Annotated in this window: 18 protein-coding genes; 11 read left to right on the top strand and 7 right to left on the bottom strand. The window is 70.3% G+C overall.

Features of this window, described 5'->3' with window-relative positions; all coding sequences use genetic code 11:
* Positions 1-61: 61 nt before the first annotated feature.
* The 5 genes from ACYQ1L_RS15335 to ACYQ1L_RS15315 all read right to left on the bottom strand — a co-directional run bounded on the left by ACYQ1L_RS15335 (position 62) and on the right by ACYQ1L_RS15315 (position 3,273).
* Positions 62-736 carry a DNA alkylation repair protein gene (locus ACYQ1L_RS15335; protein WP_460004921.1) on the bottom strand — a complete coding sequence of 225 codons (675 nt, stop codon included), beginning with the start codon at positions 734-736 and terminating at the stop codon, positions 62-64.
* 49 nt (positions 737-785) lie between these two features.
* A complete protein-coding gene (locus ACYQ1L_RS15330; protein WP_460004920.1) occupies positions 786-1,349 on the bottom strand; it encodes a dihydrofolate reductase family protein in 564 nt (187 codons plus the stop codon).
* 79 nt (positions 1,350-1,428) lie between these two features.
* On the bottom strand, positions 1,429-1,875 hold the full coding sequence (locus tag ACYQ1L_RS15325; protein ID WP_460004919.1) for an SRPBCC family protein: 447 nt from the start codon (positions 1,873-1,875) through the stop codon (positions 1,429-1,431).
* The gene (locus ACYQ1L_RS15320) at positions 1,872-2,237 is read right to left on the bottom strand and encodes an ArsR/SmtB family transcription factor (RefSeq protein WP_460004918.1); all 366 of its coding nucleotides are present in this window, start codon (positions 2,235-2,237) and stop codon (positions 1,872-1,874) included. The genes ACYQ1L_RS15325 and ACYQ1L_RS15320 overlap by 4 nt, the downstream gene beginning before the upstream one ends.
* Positions 2,238-2,346: 109 nt before the next feature.
* Positions 2,347-3,273: a Bax inhibitor-1/YccA family protein gene (locus ACYQ1L_RS15315; protein WP_460004917.1), complete on the bottom strand. Its 927-nt coding sequence runs from the start codon at positions 3,271-3,273 to the stop codon at positions 2,347-2,349.
* An 87-nt stretch (positions 3,274-3,360) separates the two neighbouring features.
* Here ACYQ1L_RS15315 and ACYQ1L_RS15310 point away from each other — a divergent pair, with 87 nt between their 5' ends.
* From ACYQ1L_RS15310 to ACYQ1L_RS15270, 9 genes are all read left to right on the top strand, one after another.
* Positions 3,361-4,389: a glycerophosphodiester phosphodiesterase family protein gene (locus ACYQ1L_RS15310; protein ID WP_460004916.1), complete on the top strand. Its 1,029-nt coding sequence runs from the start codon at positions 3,361-3,363 to the stop codon at positions 4,387-4,389.
* A 58-nt stretch (positions 4,390-4,447) separates the two neighbouring features.
* The gene (locus tag ACYQ1L_RS15305) at positions 4,448-6,949 is read left to right on the top strand and encodes an ATP-dependent helicase (RefSeq protein WP_460004915.1); all 2,502 of its coding nucleotides are present in this window, start codon (positions 4,448-4,450) and stop codon (positions 6,947-6,949) included.
* Positions 6,950-7,008: 59 nt separating this feature from the next.
* The gene (locus ACYQ1L_RS15300) at positions 7,009-8,172 is read left to right on the top strand and encodes an SseB family protein (protein WP_460004914.1); all 1,164 of its coding nucleotides are present in this window, start codon (positions 7,009-7,011) and stop codon (positions 8,170-8,172) included.
* Positions 8,173-8,320: 148 nt separating this feature from the next.
* Positions 8,321-8,944, top strand: a complete 624-nt coding sequence (locus tag ACYQ1L_RS15295) for a SipW-dependent-type signal peptide-containing protein (RefSeq protein WP_460004913.1) — start codon at positions 8,321-8,323, stop codon at positions 8,942-8,944.
* Positions 8,945-8,950: 6 nt separating this feature from the next.
* Positions 8,951-9,343 (top strand): SipW-dependent-type signal peptide-containing protein, encoded by a 393-nt coding sequence (locus ACYQ1L_RS15290; protein WP_460004912.1) that lies wholly within the window; start codon positions 8,951-8,953, stop codon positions 9,341-9,343.
* A gap of 14 nt (positions 9,344-9,357) precedes the next feature.
* On the top strand, positions 9,358-9,573 hold the full coding sequence (locus ACYQ1L_RS15285) for a hypothetical protein (RefSeq protein WP_460004911.1): 216 nt from the start codon (positions 9,358-9,360) through the stop codon (positions 9,571-9,573).
* Positions 9,574-9,648: 75 nt separating this feature from the next.
* The gene (locus ACYQ1L_RS15280; RefSeq protein WP_460004910.1) at positions 9,649-10,344 is read left to right on the top strand and encodes a signal peptidase I; all 696 of its coding nucleotides are present in this window, start codon (positions 9,649-9,651) and stop codon (positions 10,342-10,344) included.
* Between the two features lie 16 nt (positions 10,345-10,360).
* The gene (locus tag ACYQ1L_RS15275) at positions 10,361-10,969 is read left to right on the top strand and encodes a hypothetical protein (RefSeq protein WP_460004909.1); all 609 of its coding nucleotides are present in this window, start codon (positions 10,361-10,363) and stop codon (positions 10,967-10,969) included.
* On the top strand, positions 10,966-11,475 hold the full coding sequence (locus tag ACYQ1L_RS15270) for a hypothetical protein (protein ID WP_460004908.1): 510 nt from the start codon (positions 10,966-10,968) through the stop codon (positions 11,473-11,475). Before ACYQ1L_RS15275 ends, ACYQ1L_RS15270 begins: the two co-directional genes overlap by 4 nt.
* A gap of 27 nt (positions 11,476-11,502) precedes the next feature.
* On the opposite strand, the gene ACYQ1L_RS15265 is transcribed toward ACYQ1L_RS15270, so the two are convergent.
* Positions 11,503-12,183: a YqaJ viral recombinase family protein gene (locus tag ACYQ1L_RS15265; protein ID WP_460004907.1), complete on the bottom strand. Its 681-nt coding sequence runs from the start codon at positions 12,181-12,183 to the stop codon at positions 11,503-11,505.
* Between the two features lie 351 nt (positions 12,184-12,534).
* Between ACYQ1L_RS15265 and rplJ the strand changes: the two genes are divergently transcribed.
* Together rplJ and rplL are read left to right on the top strand one after the other, a co-directional pair.
* Positions 12,535-13,023: a 50S ribosomal protein L10 gene (gene rplJ, locus ACYQ1L_RS15260; protein WP_105686198.1), complete on the top strand. Its 489-nt coding sequence runs from the start codon at positions 12,535-12,537 to the stop codon at positions 13,021-13,023.
* 49 nt (positions 13,024-13,072) lie between these two features.
* Positions 13,073-13,456, top strand: coding sequence for a 50S ribosomal protein L7/L12 (gene rplL, locus ACYQ1L_RS15255; protein WP_159575208.1), 384 nt, complete (start codon positions 13,073-13,075; stop codon positions 13,454-13,456).
* Positions 13,457-13,540: 84 nt separating this feature from the next.
* Here rplL and ACYQ1L_RS15250 read toward each other — a convergent pair whose 3' ends face one another.
* On the bottom strand, positions 13,541-14,560 hold the full coding sequence (locus tag ACYQ1L_RS15250; RefSeq protein ID WP_460004906.1) for a LacI family DNA-binding transcriptional regulator: 1,020 nt from the start codon (positions 14,558-14,560) through the stop codon (positions 13,541-13,543).
* Positions 14,561-14,619 lie beyond the last annotated feature (59 nt).

The following is a 14,619-nucleotide window of genomic DNA, read 5'->3' as shown; positions in this document are numbered from 1 at the left end:
CTCCGGGATATGACGAGAGGGCGCGGGCTTCGGCTCGCGCCCTCTCGCGTTCCGTGGGCGCTCAGGCCAGGTGCTTCAGCGCCTCGCGGCGGCTGAGCGGCGAGAGGCCGGGATGGGCGTCGACGAACGCGCGCACCCAATCCGGATCCGTCCTCGCGCAGTCGCGCAGCGCCCAGCCGATCGCCTTGCGGAGGAAGAACTCCGGATCCGCGATGTTCGCCTCGATCGCGTCCGTCAGCAGCGCGCGATCCACGCGATCCCTGCGGCCCAGCTGCGCGATGATCGCGGCGCGGCGGATCCAGAGGTCCTCGTCGTCGGCCCAGACGCGCAGTTCCACGGACAGCTCGGCGGGATGCACGTCCAGCAGGTCCGCCAGGCGGTGCGCGACCTCGTCGACGTGATCCCACCAGGCGCCGGTGCGGATCATCTCCTCGTGCACCTCCAGGAGATCGAGCCGTCCGCGCAACGGCTTCAGCGCCATCAGCGCCTGCGCGGCGTAGCGCTCCTCGCGATAGGCGGCGTGGCGCCACAGCTCGAGGGCGGCCTCGCGCAGCAGGTCCGGATCGCCGATGCTGCGCGCGGCCTCCGTCGCGAGCCGACGCGCCTCCGGCACGCGCACGCCCAGGAACGGCATCGCCGACTTCATGTAGGCCTGCTGGCCCGGAGCGAGCGCAGGGTCCGCCGCCGCGCGCAGGGCATCACGGATGTCGGCGGCCAGGGCGGAGGAGACGCGCACCCCCGGAGTCTACGCGGCTCCCGGGGTGGTGGCCGGTGCGATCCCGCCCTCAGCGGACGACGTCGTAGACGAGCTTCTGCACGCCGTTGCCGTAGACCTCGTGCTCGGCGATGGCGAGCTTCTGCGCGTCGCGGTCGGCGGTGCTGAACAGCCTCTCGCCCGAGCCGAGCAGAACGGGGAACACGAGGACGTGGTAGCGGTCGACCAGTCCGGCATCGGCCAGCGCGTGGCCGAGGGCGAGGCTGCCGTGCACGAGGATGGGCCCGCCGTCGGTCTGCTTGAGAGCGGCGACGTCGTCGAGCGAGCGCAGCACGGTCGCCGGCCAGCGCGGGTCGCCGTCCGCGAGCGTCGTGGAGACGACGTAGCGCGGCATGGCGTTGTAGCCGGCGAACTCCTCCATCCGCGGCCACGCCGGGGCGAACATCTCGTAGCTGCGCCGGCCGAGCAGCACCGCGCCGGCCTCCTCCTGTTCGCGGCCCTTCAGCTCGTACGCGGCCATGTCGAACTCGGCCGAGGTGAACGTCCACCCGGCGTTGCGATACGAGTCGTCGTTGCCCGGGGCCTGGGCGACCCCGTCGGCGGAGACGAACGCGGAGACGATGAGCGTGCGCATGGGTGGTTCCTCTCGAGCGCATATTTAACTAATTGGTTGAATGGAAGATACGACGAATGCAGCGACGGCGCAAGCGCGCTCAGTGCGCGGCGATCTCGCCGAGCACGTCGAGGAACGTCTGCCAGCCGGCGATCGTGCCGAGACGCTGCTCCGTGGTGAACCCGGGGGTCTGCTGGTTCATGACGAGCCGCGTGCCGGAGGCGATGGGCGTGAGCTCCACGGTCAGCAGGGCTGCGCCGCCCTCGGCCGGGCGGTCGGTGAGCGTCATCACGATCCGCGACGGCGGATCCACCTCGAGGAACTCGCCGGCCCACGCGATGGTTCCGCCGTCGGGCAGCACCATGCGGGCGGACCACGAGCGGCCGGGCTCGGCGCGGTAGTCCAGGCTGTCCAGGGGGACCTGCACGTCCTTGCCGCCGAACCAGCGCGAGAAGGCCTCCGGCGTGGTCCATGCGGCGAACACCGCATCCGGCGGTGCCGCGAATTCGCGCTCGATCTGGATGCCGTCCTCGGTGATGCCGGTCACGGGGCGTCCTCTCCGTCGGTGGGTTCGGGGGGCGGGGCCATGGTCGCGAGGACGTCGTCGAGGGCGTCGAAGCTGTCGGCCCAGAAGCGGCGGTAGTCCTGGATCCAGGCGGAAGCGGTCTGGAGCGGGCGCGCATCGAGCATCGCGGGCCGGTACTGCGCGTCTCGGCCGCGGGAGACGAGTCCGGCGCTCTCCAGCACGCGGAGGTGCTTCGAGACGGCGGCGAGGCTCATGGAGAACGGCGCGGCGAGGTCGCTGACGTTGGCAGGGCCGCGGCTCAGCCGAGCGAGGATCGCGCGACGAGTGGGGTCGGCGAGCGCGGCGAACGTCCTGCTGAGCGGATCCTCGGCAGCCTTGCTCATCTCGACCTCGCCTCGGTGTTGAACCGATCGGTTCAGTACAGGATAGCGCCGGGGACGACGAAGGCCGCCCTCCGAGGAGAGCGGCCTTCGGGCGGTGTCTGCGACGGCGTCAGTTGTTGCGGGCGATCGCGATCATCCGCAGGATCTCGACGTACAGCCACACCACGGTGACCATGATGCCGAAGCCGCCGAGCCAGCCGTACACGCGCGGGGCGCCGTTGCGCACGCCCTGCTGCACCTGGTCGAAGTCCATCACCAGCGAGTACGCGGCGAGGAAGACGACGAGCACGCCGATGATGAGGCCGAGCGGGATGCCGGCGACCTTCGCGCTGTACAGGCCGAACATCTGGTTCGCCGGCAGCACGTTGAACACCATCAGGACGACGTTGAGCAGCGAGAAGACGAGGTAGCCGAGCATCGCGATCATCACGATCTTGGTCATCTTCGCCGACGCGCGGACCTTGCCGCTCGCGAACAGGGCGAGCGTGACGGCCACGACCGCCGCAGTGGCGAGCGTCGCCTGCAGCACGATGCCGGGCCACAGCACCTCGAAGAATGCGGAGATGCCGCCGATGAAGAGGCCCTCGAACGCGGAGTAGGCGAGGATCAGCGCCGGCCGCACCTTCTTGCGCGAGGTGAAGCTCACGACCATGGCGAGCACGAAGCCGCCGAGCGCGCCCACGGCCCACGGCCAGATCGTGACGGCGGACGCCGTGCGCGGCACAGCGACCCCGCCGAGGGTGAAGACCCAGCCGATCGCCGCGAAGACGAGCAGGATCCCGAACAGGCCCGCGGTCTTCCAGACCGTGTCCTCGACGGTCATCCGGTCGGTCTCGATGGCACCGGCGGACGGCGCCGCGTACATGCCCTCGAGGTTCGCGTTGACGGCGGCCTGCTGGGCGGCGGCCAGCTGGCTCGCCGGGGGCGGCGGCGCGTACTGACCGTTCTGGCCTGCCTGGGCGCCTCCGGGATAGGTCGCGACGGCGCGCGGATCCCGCTCCTGGAACGCCGGATTGTTGAACGCGAAGTTGCTCATGGTCGGCCTCACTCCTCAGAAGTGCTGGTCATCTTCCTTCTACGATAGCCGCGGAACTGTGCGCGGGCACTGCCGTACGCTGAGAGCGTGACCCGACGGATCCCGCCCGACGTCTCGCCGATCCACCGGGCCGCCGGTCCGCTCCTCATCGGGCACCGGGGCGCCCCCGGCTACCGCCCCGAGCACACCGCCTCGTCGTACCGCCTCGCCTTCGCGATGGGCGTGGACGCCGTCGAGCCCGACATCGTCGCCACCGCTGATGGCGTGCTCGTGATCCGCCACGAGAACGAGATCTCCGGCACCACGGACGTCGCCGACCATCCCGAGTTCGCGGATCGGCGCACCACGAAGACCGTCGACGGGGAGCGCCTCGCCGGCTGGTTCACCGAGGACTTCACCTGGGCCGAACTCGCCACGCTGCGCTGCCGGGAGCGGATCCCTGAGCTGCGCCCCGGATCCGCGGAGCACGACGACACCGAGCCGATCCTGCGGCTGACCGACCTGTTGGCGCTCGTCGGCGAGGCCACGGTGCAGCACGGGCGCGACATCGGCGTCGTCCTCGAGATCAAGCACGCCACACACTTCGCCGCGATCGGCCACGATCTGGCCGCCCTGGTCGAGCGCGATCTGCGCGCTGCCGGATGGGCGTCGGGGGAGCATGCTCTCTGGATCGAATCGTTCGAGCAGACGGTGCTGACGGAGCTGCGCGGACGCGGCGTGCGCGGCGCCTTCATCCATCTCCTGGAGGCGTCGGGGTCACCGGCGGATCTCGTCGCGCGGGACGGGAGCCTCGCCGCGACCTACGCCGATGCGCTCACCCCTGGGGGACTCGACCGGCTCGCGGGCGACGGCCTCGACGGCATCAGTGTCGACAAGCAGCTCCTGCTGCGGGACACGGGGGCGAGCCTGGTCGACGAGGCGCATCGGCGGGGACTCCGCGTCTTCACCTGGACATGCCGTCCGGAGAACGCGTTCCTGGATCGGCGCTTCCGCGGCGCCGGGGGAGATGCCGCGTTCGGCGACTACCGCGCGGAGTGGGCCGCGATCGCCGGAACCGGACTCGACGGAGTCTTCCTGGACCACCCCGACCTCGGTGCGGAGTCGTTCCGGAACTGACGGGGCAGTGCGGGCGGCCGGACTCGAGGTCGGTGGCCCGACCTAGACTTGAGGGGTCATGAGCGAAGCCCCTTCTCCCGTCATCCTCCCGCCGGTCCCTGAGCCTGTCGAAGGGTCCTCTCTCGGAGGGCGCCAGGGAGCGGCTCCCGGCGCGCACGCCGATCTGCTCGCGGGACTCAACCCGCAGCAGCTCGAAGCAGTCACCTACCGCGGTCAGGCGCTGCTCATCGTCGCCGGTGCGGGATCGGGCAAGACCAGCGTGCTCACCCGCCGCATCGCCCTGCTGCTGCGTCAGCGCGAGGCGTGGCCCAGCCAGATCCTCGCGATCACCTTCACGAACAAGGCCGCAGGGGAGATGCGCGAGCGCGTCGAGCAGCTCGTCGGCGACACGGCGCGAGGCATGTGGATCTCGACGTTCCACTCGGCGTGCGTGCGGATCCTGCGGCGCGAGGCCGAGCAGTTCGGCTTCACGAAGTCGTTCACGATCTACGACTCCGGCGACTCGCGCGCGCTCATCAAGCGGCTCGTCAAGGAGCACGAGGCCGACGCGTACGGCTACACCCCTGCAGCCATCCAGTCGCGCATCTCGAAGCTGAAGAACGAGCTGCAGGACGCGGAGTCCTTCGCGCGGCAGGCGAACATGTCGGATCCGGCCGAGCGCGTCTTCGCCGAGGTGTTCGCCGACTACCAGCGCCAGCTGCAGAAGGCGAACGCCTTCGACTTCGACGACCTCATCGGGCAGACCGTCTACCTGTTCCGTGCGTTCCCGCAGATCGCCGACACCTACCGCCGCCGCTTCCGGCACATCCTGGTCGACGAGTACCAGGACACCAACGCCGCCCAGTACGCGCTGATCCACGAGCTCACCCGGCCGGTGCAGGGCGGCGGCGCGCCGGAACCGTATGCCTCGAACGGCATGATGATCTTCGAGCCCGACCCTCAGGACGCCGCGGGCGCCGAGCCGGGCGCCGCCCTCACCGTCGTCGGAGACTCCGACCAGTCCATCTACGCGTTCCGCGGTGCGGACATCCGCAACATCAGCGAGTTCGAGCGCGACTTCCCGGGCGCCAAGGTCGTGCTGCTGGAGCAGAACTACCGGTCGACGCAGAACATCCTGTCGGCGGCCAATGCCGTGATCAGCAACAACTTCGACCGCAAGGAGAAGAAGCTCTGGAGCGACAAGGGATCCGGTGACGCGATCGTCGGCTTCACCGGCTACTCCCAGCACGACGAGGCCCAGTTCGTCGCCGACGAGATCGAGGCGCTGCGCCGGGCCGGCATGCCGTACGGCGAGATGGCCGTGTTCTATCGCACCAACTCGCAGTCCCGTGCGCTGGAGGAGATCTTCATCCGCTCCGCGGTGCCCTACAAGATCATGGGCGGCACCAAGTTCTACGAGCGCGCCGAGATCAAGGACGCGCTGGCCTATCTCGTCGCGGTCGCGAACCCGGCCGACGAGATGGCCGTGCGGCGGATCCTGAACAAGCCGCGCCGCGGCATCGGCGACGTCACCGAGACCTCCATCGCGCGCTTCGCGGAGGAGCACTCGCTGAGCTTCCGCGACGCGCTCGCGCACCCGACCCAGCTCGGTGTGGGGCCGAAGATCCAGGCCGCGATCGCGCAGCTGGACGCGCTGCTGCGCGAGGCGACGGAGATCATGCTGCCCGCCAGCGGCGAGATCGCACCTCCGACAGCCGTCGCCGAAGGGCTCACGCTGCTGCTGCAGAAGAGCGGCTACATGGACGCACTGCGCGCCAGCCGGGACCCGCAGGACGAGGCGCGCCTGGAGAACCTGGACGAGCTCATCGCCGTCACCCGCGACTTCGCGCGCAACAACCCCGAGGGCACGATCTCCGACTTCCTCACCGAGGTCGCGCTCGTCTCGGATGCGGACGACCTCGACGACGAGTCCGGGGTGGTGTCGCTGATGACGATGCACACCGCCAAGGGGCTCGAGTTCGACGCCGTGTTCGTGACCGGTGTCGAGGAGGACCTGATCCCGCACCGCATCTCGGTGAACGAGCCGGGCGGGCCGCAGGAGGAGCGCCGCCTGTTCTACGTCGGCATCACCCGCGCCCGTAAGCGCCTGCATCTGTCGCTGGCGATGACGCGTGCGCAGTTCGGCGAGGTGTCGGTGGCGATGCCGAGCCGGTTCCTGCAGGAGATCCCCTCCGAGCTCATCGACTGGCGGCAGTCGCCGGGCGACGTGAACTCCCGCGGCGGAACGCAGTCGCGCGCGCTCAACGCCCGCCGCCCGGGCGGCTTCGGCGGCTCCGGGGGTTCGGGCGACCGCTTCGCCCCCCGAGCGCTGCCCCAGCGCGAAGGCCTCAAGCCCCTGTCGACGGCGATGGACAAGTTCCCGAACCGGGTGACCGCGAAGGTGCGCGACAATGGCGATCTCGAGCTGAACGCCGGGGATCGGATCCGCCATGACGACTTCGGCGAGGGAAAGGTCGAGGCGATCACGGGCGAGGGCGCCAAGCGCATCGCCCACGTGCGCTTCGACTCCGCGGGGCAGAAGAAGCTGCTCGTCAAGATCGCGCCGATCCACAAGCTGTGAGGAACCGGAGGAGCCGATCGGCGGCTTTCGCGGCCGGCCCGCGCGGTTAGGCTGGGCCCATGGGCCTTTTCTCGCGCCGTAACAAGCAGGACGACTTCGTCACGCCGGAGTCCGCTCCCGCCGCAGCCGAGGAGGCCGCCACGGAGGCTGCTCCCGATACGACCACGGACGCCGGCGTCGACACCGCCGCGGACACGGCCGCCGACGCGGCCCCCGTGGTGAACGTCTCCGTGCAGGCGTTCCGCGGGCTCGGAGCACCGGCCGGCCCGGAGGTCGCGGCGCCTGCTCCCGCCCCCGAGGCCGGCCACGACCTGATCGATCCCGGTATGGACGAGGTGCCGGCGGCGCCCGCCCCGACCCCGTCCGCCCCGGCATCGTCCGGCCGCCCGCCGCTCCCGCTCGCTCCCGCGGACCCGCCGGAGCAGACCGAGTCGATCCCGGGCATGCCCGACAACGTGCTGCTGCGCGAGGCGCTCGCCATGCTCGGGTCCGACCCGAGCCAGGCCGAGCTGCTCGGCGTGCTCCGCCAGTCGCTGCAGGGCAACCTCTTCCTCCGTGTCAGCGGGGATGCCAGCGAGCAGATCAGGGAGGGCAAGCCGCTCGCCGTCGCCGTGGTGAACGACGGGGAGAACTCGTTCATGCTGGCATTCAGCTCCGCGGCCGCGGTGCGCGACTCCGTGCAGCAGGGCGATGAGGACCCGTCCGAGACGTCCGCGGTCGTGCAGCCGGTCCAGGCCGTCTACCAGAACGTCGTGCAGGGGCCGTTCGCCGGCCTGATCATCGACAACGCCTCCGAGCCGCACCGTGTCGTGTTCCCCTCCGAGATCCTGCAGAAGGCGCTGGAGGAGGCGGATCCGACTTTCGCCGTCAAGTCGCTGCTCGCGACGCCGCGCGCCGCGGACTCCGAGGCGCGCGTGGCGGAGGCCCTCACCACGGCGCGGCTGTGGGTGGCCGTGAGCGATGTGGACGGCGATGGTCAGTACGGCGTCGCCGAGGCGCACACGCCCGACGGGCGGCGGTTCTTGCAGCTGTTCAGTCACCCGCTCGAGGTGATCGCGCTCGGCCGGGGAGACCAGCCGCTGCCGTTCTCCGCAGAGCAGATCGGCGCGGTCATGGTCCAGCAGCCGGGACTGGACGGCGTGCTCGTCGATGCGGCCGGCCCCGCCATCACGGTGAGCCGGGGAGCCCTGACGCCGGTGATCGCGCTCGCTCCCGCGGAATAGGGCGCAGAGGGGCGGTTCTGCCCGTACGGGGCGGTCGCTCCTCAAGGTTGTGTGAAGGAAGCCTGAAGACCCGTTCAGTGGTCTTGTCAACCGGTATTCCGGAATCCGCCATGGACATAAAGATCCCAGCCGATTCAAAGGATTCCTCATGACCACCGTGACACGCACCACCCGCACTCGCCGCAAGGTCCTGGCCGTCTTGGCCGGCGGTCTCGTCCTCGGCGTCGGCGCCGCCATCACGCTCGCCGCCTGGAACGACTCCGAGTACGCGACCGGCACCTTCACCGCCGGCTCGTTCAACCTCCAGGGCTCGACCGACGGCACCACCTACGCCGATCACGCCACCGCGCCCGGGGCGGGCCTCACGTTCACCGCGAACTTCAGCAACCTCACGCCGGGTGACAGCGTGTACGCGCCGTACTGGCTGCAGCTCGACAAGAACACGACCAACCCGGCGACGGTCACCCCCGCGCTCGACGCAACGTCCGGCACGGGCGTGAACGCGTCCGCCATCTCGTACAAGGTCTACACGATCCCCAGCGCCACCGCGTGCGACGTGAACGTGGCCACGACCGGCACCCTCATCCTCTCAGGAGCGAACCTCAGCACCGCCACCGGAGCGACCACGTTCTCGCTCGCCAAGGGCACGCCGCCGACCACGGCCGGCGTCGCGCAGAAGCTCTGCTTCGTCGCGACGGCCGGAACCCAGGCGGTGCTGCAGCAGGGCGGCGCCGGAACGGCGGTCTGGAAGTTCACCGCGACCTCGAACTGACCCGTGATGCGGGCCAGCGGGGGGAGGCGGGCCGCACGGCCCGCCGGCGAGCGGAGCATCCGACTGCTTCGGATCCGGGCCCTGCTCGCCGGCGGGCTCGTGCTCGGCACGGGCGCGACCTCGACACTGGCGAGCTGGAACGACGCGGAGTACGCGAACGGCACGTTCACGGCGGCGAGGTTCGGCATCGAAGGCTCGCTGGACGGGACGAACTACGCGAAGCACACCAGCACGAGCGCCGCGGCGCTGAGCTTCAGCCCCGCGGTGACCGGGCTGTTCCGGGCGGCACGTCGTACGCCGCGTTCGCCGTGCGAGCGACGAGCGGCTCGATCGCGGTGCACGTCCTGGTCTCCGCGGGAACGCCGAGCGGCGGCCTGTCGGACCTCCGATACGGCGTGAGGACCGTGAGCGCCATGGGTCAGTGCAGCGCCACCGGTTACGCCGGCGGCGCGTCGGTGATCCCGGACGGCTCGACCCTCGGGACCTCGGCCGTCGTGTCGCAGACGCTCGCCGCCGACCGCACCCCGGTGTACTACTGCTTCGCCATCTCGCTGCCGGTCGCGGCGTCGAACGGCATGCAGGGCCTGGCGCTCAGCCAGACCTGGCAGCTCGTTGCGACGTCGGGCTGATCCCTCCGCAACGACCTGCAGCTCCCCGATCCATCACCGCACATCCGCCGCCGTTCACACCGAGAGAAGGACAGCATGACCGAGACGACGCAGCCGACCACTCGCCGTGCCGCGCGCGACCAGGCGGCGACGGCCACGCATCGCGATGAGCCGCCGGTCACGGACCGCATCGCCACCGAGGAGGCCCGCGACACCGGGCCGGGCGCGGACGACGGCAGGCGGCGTCGCGGCTCCGTCCGGGGAGTGCTCAGCGAGGTCCTGCTCTGGATCGCGGCGCTGGCGGGCCTCGTCTGCATCGTGCTCGTGATCCTGGCCTTCGCTGCGCACATCACGCTCATCATGTTCCGCACCGGTTCCATGGCACCGACGATCCCGACCGGATCCGTCGCGATCGTGCAGCAGATCCCCGCATCACAGGTGCATGTCGGCGACGTGGTGACCGTGGATCGCCCGGGGGAGCTTCCGGTGACGCACCGCGTGCGAGCGATCGCGGACGGATCCACGTCCGGTGAGCGCCTCCTGACGCTGCGAGGCGACGCGAACGCGCAGGACGATGTGGCCCCCTATCCGGTCTCGACCGTGCGGATCGTGCGCTTCGCGATCCCCGGTCTCGCGCCGGTCATCGTGGCGTTCGGCAATCCCTTCGTGCTCGGCGGGATCACGATCGGCGTCGCCGTCCTGGTGGTGTGGGCGTTCTGGCCGCGCCGTCGTGCGTCCGAGGACGAGGCGGAGGCTCCCGGGCCCCGTCGGGAGACCCATGAGTCGCCGTGACCCGCGGGTTCGGTGGGTGACGGCAGCCCTCTTGTCGGCGCTGCTGCTGGTCGTCGGGGCGCCCGCGGCCGACGCGGATCCGGCGACCCAGGTCGTGCAGGGCCGCTACGTCCGCATCGTGTCGAGCGCCGACTGGGCAGCTGCGGCCGCGATGGGGCCGGGTGCCGGTGTGCGCTGGGACCTCGAGATCAGCGCCGCCGCGCCGAGCCCCGGAACCGTGCGGGTCGGCGTCAGCGCCACGGGAGACGCCGCGGTCTCCGCGGACGTCCGCCTCTGCGCCGTCGCCTGGCAGGGGGACGCGTGCGCCGGCGCCACTCGGGTGCTGCGCAGGGCATGGGATGTGCCACGCGACGGTCGGACCGTCGCGCTCGACGCGATGTCCTCGGACGACGTGGCGCACGTGCGGCTGGACGTGCGGCTCGCGGCAGGCGGCGGCACGGGAGCGACGCAGATCCGCGTGCACGCGGACGGGCTCGGCGATCGGATCCAGGCCGGACCCGGCGCGCAGCTGCCGCCGACCGGCGGAACCGTGCCGCTTCCCGCGGTCGTCGGCGGAGGAGTCCTGCTCTCGGCTGCGACGCTGCTGCAGCTGATCGGGCGCCGCCGCGGGAGGGAGGGCTCATGACCTCCGCGTTGCGAGCGCCGTGGCGCCGCTCCGTCCTCGGTGCACTCGTCGTGGCCGCGTGCGCGGCAGCGCTGTTCTGGCACCGGCCGGCGCTGACCGATGCGTCGTACACGGATTCGGAATACGCCGCGAGCGGCACGATCACGGCCGGAAGGCTGTCGAACCCGACCAACATGACCTGCACGGTGACGAAGGCCGCCGGAATCCTGACGGAGGTCACGGTGACCTGGCAGTCGGCGTACCCCCTGTCACCGACGACGGCGCCGATCTCGACGCTGACGGCCAACCCGTCGAACTACGTGGGCACCTTCAGCTCCATAGGCACGGGTCCGTACACGCACACGATGGTCCTCAACCAAGGGCTGCTCGGCGGGATCCTCAACAATATTCTGGGCAGCACGGTCACCTTCACCGTCACCGATCAGGTGGGGACGAATTGGAAGTCGGCGAGCCTCACCAAGACGTTGACCACGGGCGCGCTCGGAGCCAACCCTCAGTGCCGCTGACCGCCTGAGACCCGGCGGCTCGCTGGATCAGTCCGCGAGGGCGAGCGCGCGGAACATGTCGCGCTCGCGCAGCGCATCGCGACGGCTCTCGGCGACGACCTGCGTGCGCGACGGGGGAGTGCGGCCGGTCGTGCGGTGGTAGAGCTCGTCGATGAGCCGGGTGGCGAGGCGCACCAGGTTCTCGATCTCGCGCTCATCGCGATCGATCCAGACGCAGTGCGGCTCGTCGTGCACCGGGCGGAAGTCGTCGTGCTCCTCCCAAACGAACAGAGTGCGCTCGGCGCCGAGCACATGCTGCTGCCACCACACCTGGCGCAGGTACGTGCGCGGGATCTGGCGCCACGACTTGTTGGTGGTCTTGATCTCGGCGAGGGTGATCCGGCCGGTCGGGTCCTGCATGATGCCGTCCGGCGTCGCCAGGTGCCGCGCCTCGACCTCGGCGCGGAACAGCGCGGACGACGGCATGATGCCGTGGGTGGCGGCGACCCAGGCGGCGATCTCGGGCTCGCGCCGGCGCCCGTGATCGGTATAGGCGTTGCCGCCGAAACGCGGACCGGCGCCGAGCTTGGCGTCGGCGGCGCGGGCGATCGAGGTCTCGCTGGTGAGCCCGGCGACGTCGGTCGCGGTGATGCCGCGAGCTCGTGCGCGCAGCCATGCGACCCGGTCACGCGAGTCGGCGACGATGCGCGCTTCGAGTTCCGGGGTCACCCATCGAGGCTACCTCCGCACGCCGACGCCGACGTGCCGGGCACGCCGATGCGCCGGACAGGCCAGGGCCGATCGCGCGGCCCGATTTGGGGGGAGGGCGCCGATGCCGTAGTCTGGGGGTAACCGAAGACCGCTGGTCATCGTCGTGTGCGCGAGCACGGGACGATCGAAGCACTGCCGGATCCCCGGATCCGTACGGCAGAGGCCCGCGCAGGTGACACGAACGATCTCCAGATCCTGGATCCCGCTCCGTGCGCTTGCGCCGGAGCGTTTTTGTTTGCCTGCAGAGCGCGGCGGTCGAGGCCGGTGCTCCACCGCCGTGGAGCATCCCGTACTCATCAAGGAGTGACCATGGCGCAGAAGGATGCATCGGTCGCCGAGCTCACGAAGAATTTCGAGGACTCGAACGCCGTTCTGCTGACCGAGTACCGCGGTCTGACGGTTGCCCAGCTGAAGCAGCTGCGCAACAGCATCCGTCAGGACGCGAGCTACGCCGTGGTGAAGAACACGCTGACCAAGATCGCCGCGAACAACGCGGGGATCACGGCGCTGGACGACGACCTCAAGGGTCCGTCGGCCGTCGCGTTCGTGCACGGTGACTTCGTCGCCACCGCCAAGGCTCTGCGTGACTTCGCCAAGGCCAACCCGCTTCTCGTGATCAAGGGCGGCATCTTCGAGGGCAACGCCCTGAGTGCCGACGAGGTCAACAAGTACGCCTCCCTGGAGAGCCGCGAGGTTCTGCTGGCGAAGGCCGCGGGCATGATGAAGGCGACGATGGGCAAGGCCGCGGCCACCATCGACGCTCTTCGCGAGAAGCTGGAGACCGCCGAGGCCGCCTGAGCCTCGAGGTCTTCATCCCACAAACCCCCATCTATCTAGGAGATACATCATGGCGAAGCTCACCACTGAGGAGCTGCTGGACCAGTTCGCTGGTCTGACCCTTGTCGAGCTCAGCGACTTCGTGAAGGCGTTCGAGGAGAAGTTCGACGTCACCGCTGCTGCCCCCGTCGCCGTCGCCGGCGCCGCTGGTGGCGCCGGTGCCGCTGAGGCCGAGGAGGAGAAGGACTCGTTCGACGTCATCCTCGAGGCTGCCGGCGACAAGAAGATCCAGGTCATCAAGGTCGTCCGCGAGCTCACCTCGCTCGGCCTCGGCGAGGCCAAGGCCGTCGTCGACGGTGCCCCGAAGGCCGTCCTCGAGGGCGCCAACAAGGAGACCGCCGAGAAGGCCAAGGCTTCCCTGGAGGAGGCCGGCGCGACGGTCACCCTCAAGTAAGGTCTGTCGAGTCGAGGCGCACGGCGCCTCTCCTCGCGTTCCGACGCTGCGAAGGCCCCGGGTTCTCCCGGGGCCTTCGTGCGTTCACCGGGAGGCCGCGAGGCGCGGGGCAGCGGTCGATTGCCGGGCCATGAGGGTCGAGGGGGCGATCACGTGCTCCAGCGGCGCATCGGGAGCCTGCATCCGGGCGAGCAGCAGCCGGACCGCTTCAGCGCCCTGCTCGCGCGGGTTCTGCCGGATCGTGGTGAGGCTGAACATCTCGGCGTAGCGGTGGTCGTCGATGCCGATCACGCTGAGTTCGCTGGGAACCCCGATCCCCAGCCGCTGCGCGGCGAGGATCGCACCGATCGCGGCCTCGTCGCACACGGCCGCGATCGCGGTCGGACGATGGCGACGGTCGGCCAGCAGTGCTGCGACGGTCTCGAACGATTCGGGAATGGACGAGCCGGTCGGCACCGCCCGGATCCGCGGACTCAGGTCCGCCGCCGACATGGCGAGGCAGTAGCCCTCGTGGCGCTGACCTTCGCCGTAGTTGAACAGGTCCTCGCGGCGCTCGTCGCCGAGGAACGCGATGTCCTCGTGCCCCAGTTCGATGAGATGCTCCGTGGCGACTCTGGCGGCGGCGACGTCGTCGATCGTGACGGTGTCCGCGAGCTCCGGGAAGGGTCCGGCGGAGACCAGGGGGAGTCCGGTCTCCGCGAGCCGCTCGAGCTCGTGCGCACCGGGTTCCAGGCAGATCGCGATGATGCCGTCGAAGCGCCGACCGGCGAGGGCATGATCGAGCATGCGGGCCCGGTCGGCGCTGCCCTCGGGCGCGCAGTACAGGCCCAGGTCGAGGCCGTTCGCGATCAGCGCATGCTGGATGCCGAGCAGGATCTCGGAGAAGAACCAGCGGTCCACCATGGGCATGATGACGCCGATCGTCGAGGTGCGCCCGGTGGCGAGACTCGAGGCACTCGAATGCGCGGAGTACGCGAGCTCCCGGGCGGCGCGGACGACCCGCTGGCGTGTCTCCGCCGACACATAGCCGTTGCCGCTGAGCGCGCGACTGGCCCTCGATTTCGCCACGCCCGCGCGCAGCGCCACATCGATGATCCCCGTCACGGGCGTCTCCTCCTCGAAACCGATTCCCTCACCCTAGCGATATCCCGGAACGCATGGAA

Source organism: Microbacterium xylanilyticum (assembly GCF_054654695.1).
This window is presented reverse-complemented; position numbering and strand designations above follow the sequence as displayed.

Excerpts from the sequence above, each read along its gene's own strand:
- ACYQ1L_RS15330 (WP_460004920.1), bottom strand. The coding sequence starts at position 1,349 with ATGCGCACGCTCATCGTCTCCGCGTTCGTCTCCGCCGACGGGGTCGCC.
- ACYQ1L_RS15320 (WP_460004918.1), bottom strand. The coding sequence starts at position 2,237 with ATGAGCAAGGCTGCCGAGGATCCGCTCAGCAGGACGTTCGCCGCGCTC.
- ACYQ1L_RS15315 (WP_460004917.1), bottom strand. The coding sequence starts at position 3,273 with ATGAGCAACTTCGCGTTCAACAATCCGGCGTTCCAGGAGCGGGATCCG.
- ACYQ1L_RS15305 (WP_460004915.1), top strand. The coding sequence starts at position 4,448 with ATGAGCGAAGCCCCTTCTCCCGTCATCCTCCCGCCGGTCCCTGAGCCT.
- ACYQ1L_RS15300 (WP_460004914.1), top strand. The coding sequence starts at position 7,009 with ATGGGCCTTTTCTCGCGCCGTAACAAGCAGGACGACTTCGTCACGCCG.
- ACYQ1L_RS15295 (WP_460004913.1), top strand. The coding sequence starts at position 8,321 with ATGACCACCGTGACACGCACCACCCGCACTCGCCGCAAGGTCCTGGCC.
- ACYQ1L_RS15290 (WP_460004912.1), top strand. The coding sequence starts at position 8,951 with ATGCGGGCCAGCGGGGGGAGGCGGGCCGCACGGCCCGCCGGCGAGCGG.
- ACYQ1L_RS15285 (WP_460004911.1), top strand. The coding sequence starts at position 9,358 with ATGGGTCAGTGCAGCGCCACCGGTTACGCCGGCGGCGCGTCGGTGATC.
- ACYQ1L_RS15280 (WP_460004910.1), top strand. The coding sequence starts at position 9,649 with ATGACCGAGACGACGCAGCCGACCACTCGCCGTGCCGCGCGCGACCAG.
- ACYQ1L_RS15270 (WP_460004908.1), top strand. The coding sequence starts at position 10,966 with ATGACCTCCGCGTTGCGAGCGCCGTGGCGCCGCTCCGTCCTCGGTGCA.
- rplJ (WP_105686198.1), top strand. The coding sequence starts at position 12,535 with ATGGCGCAGAAGGATGCATCGGTCGCCGAGCTCACGAAGAATTTCGAG.
- rplL (WP_159575208.1), top strand. The coding sequence starts at position 13,073 with ATGGCGAAGCTCACCACTGAGGAGCTGCTGGACCAGTTCGCTGGTCTG.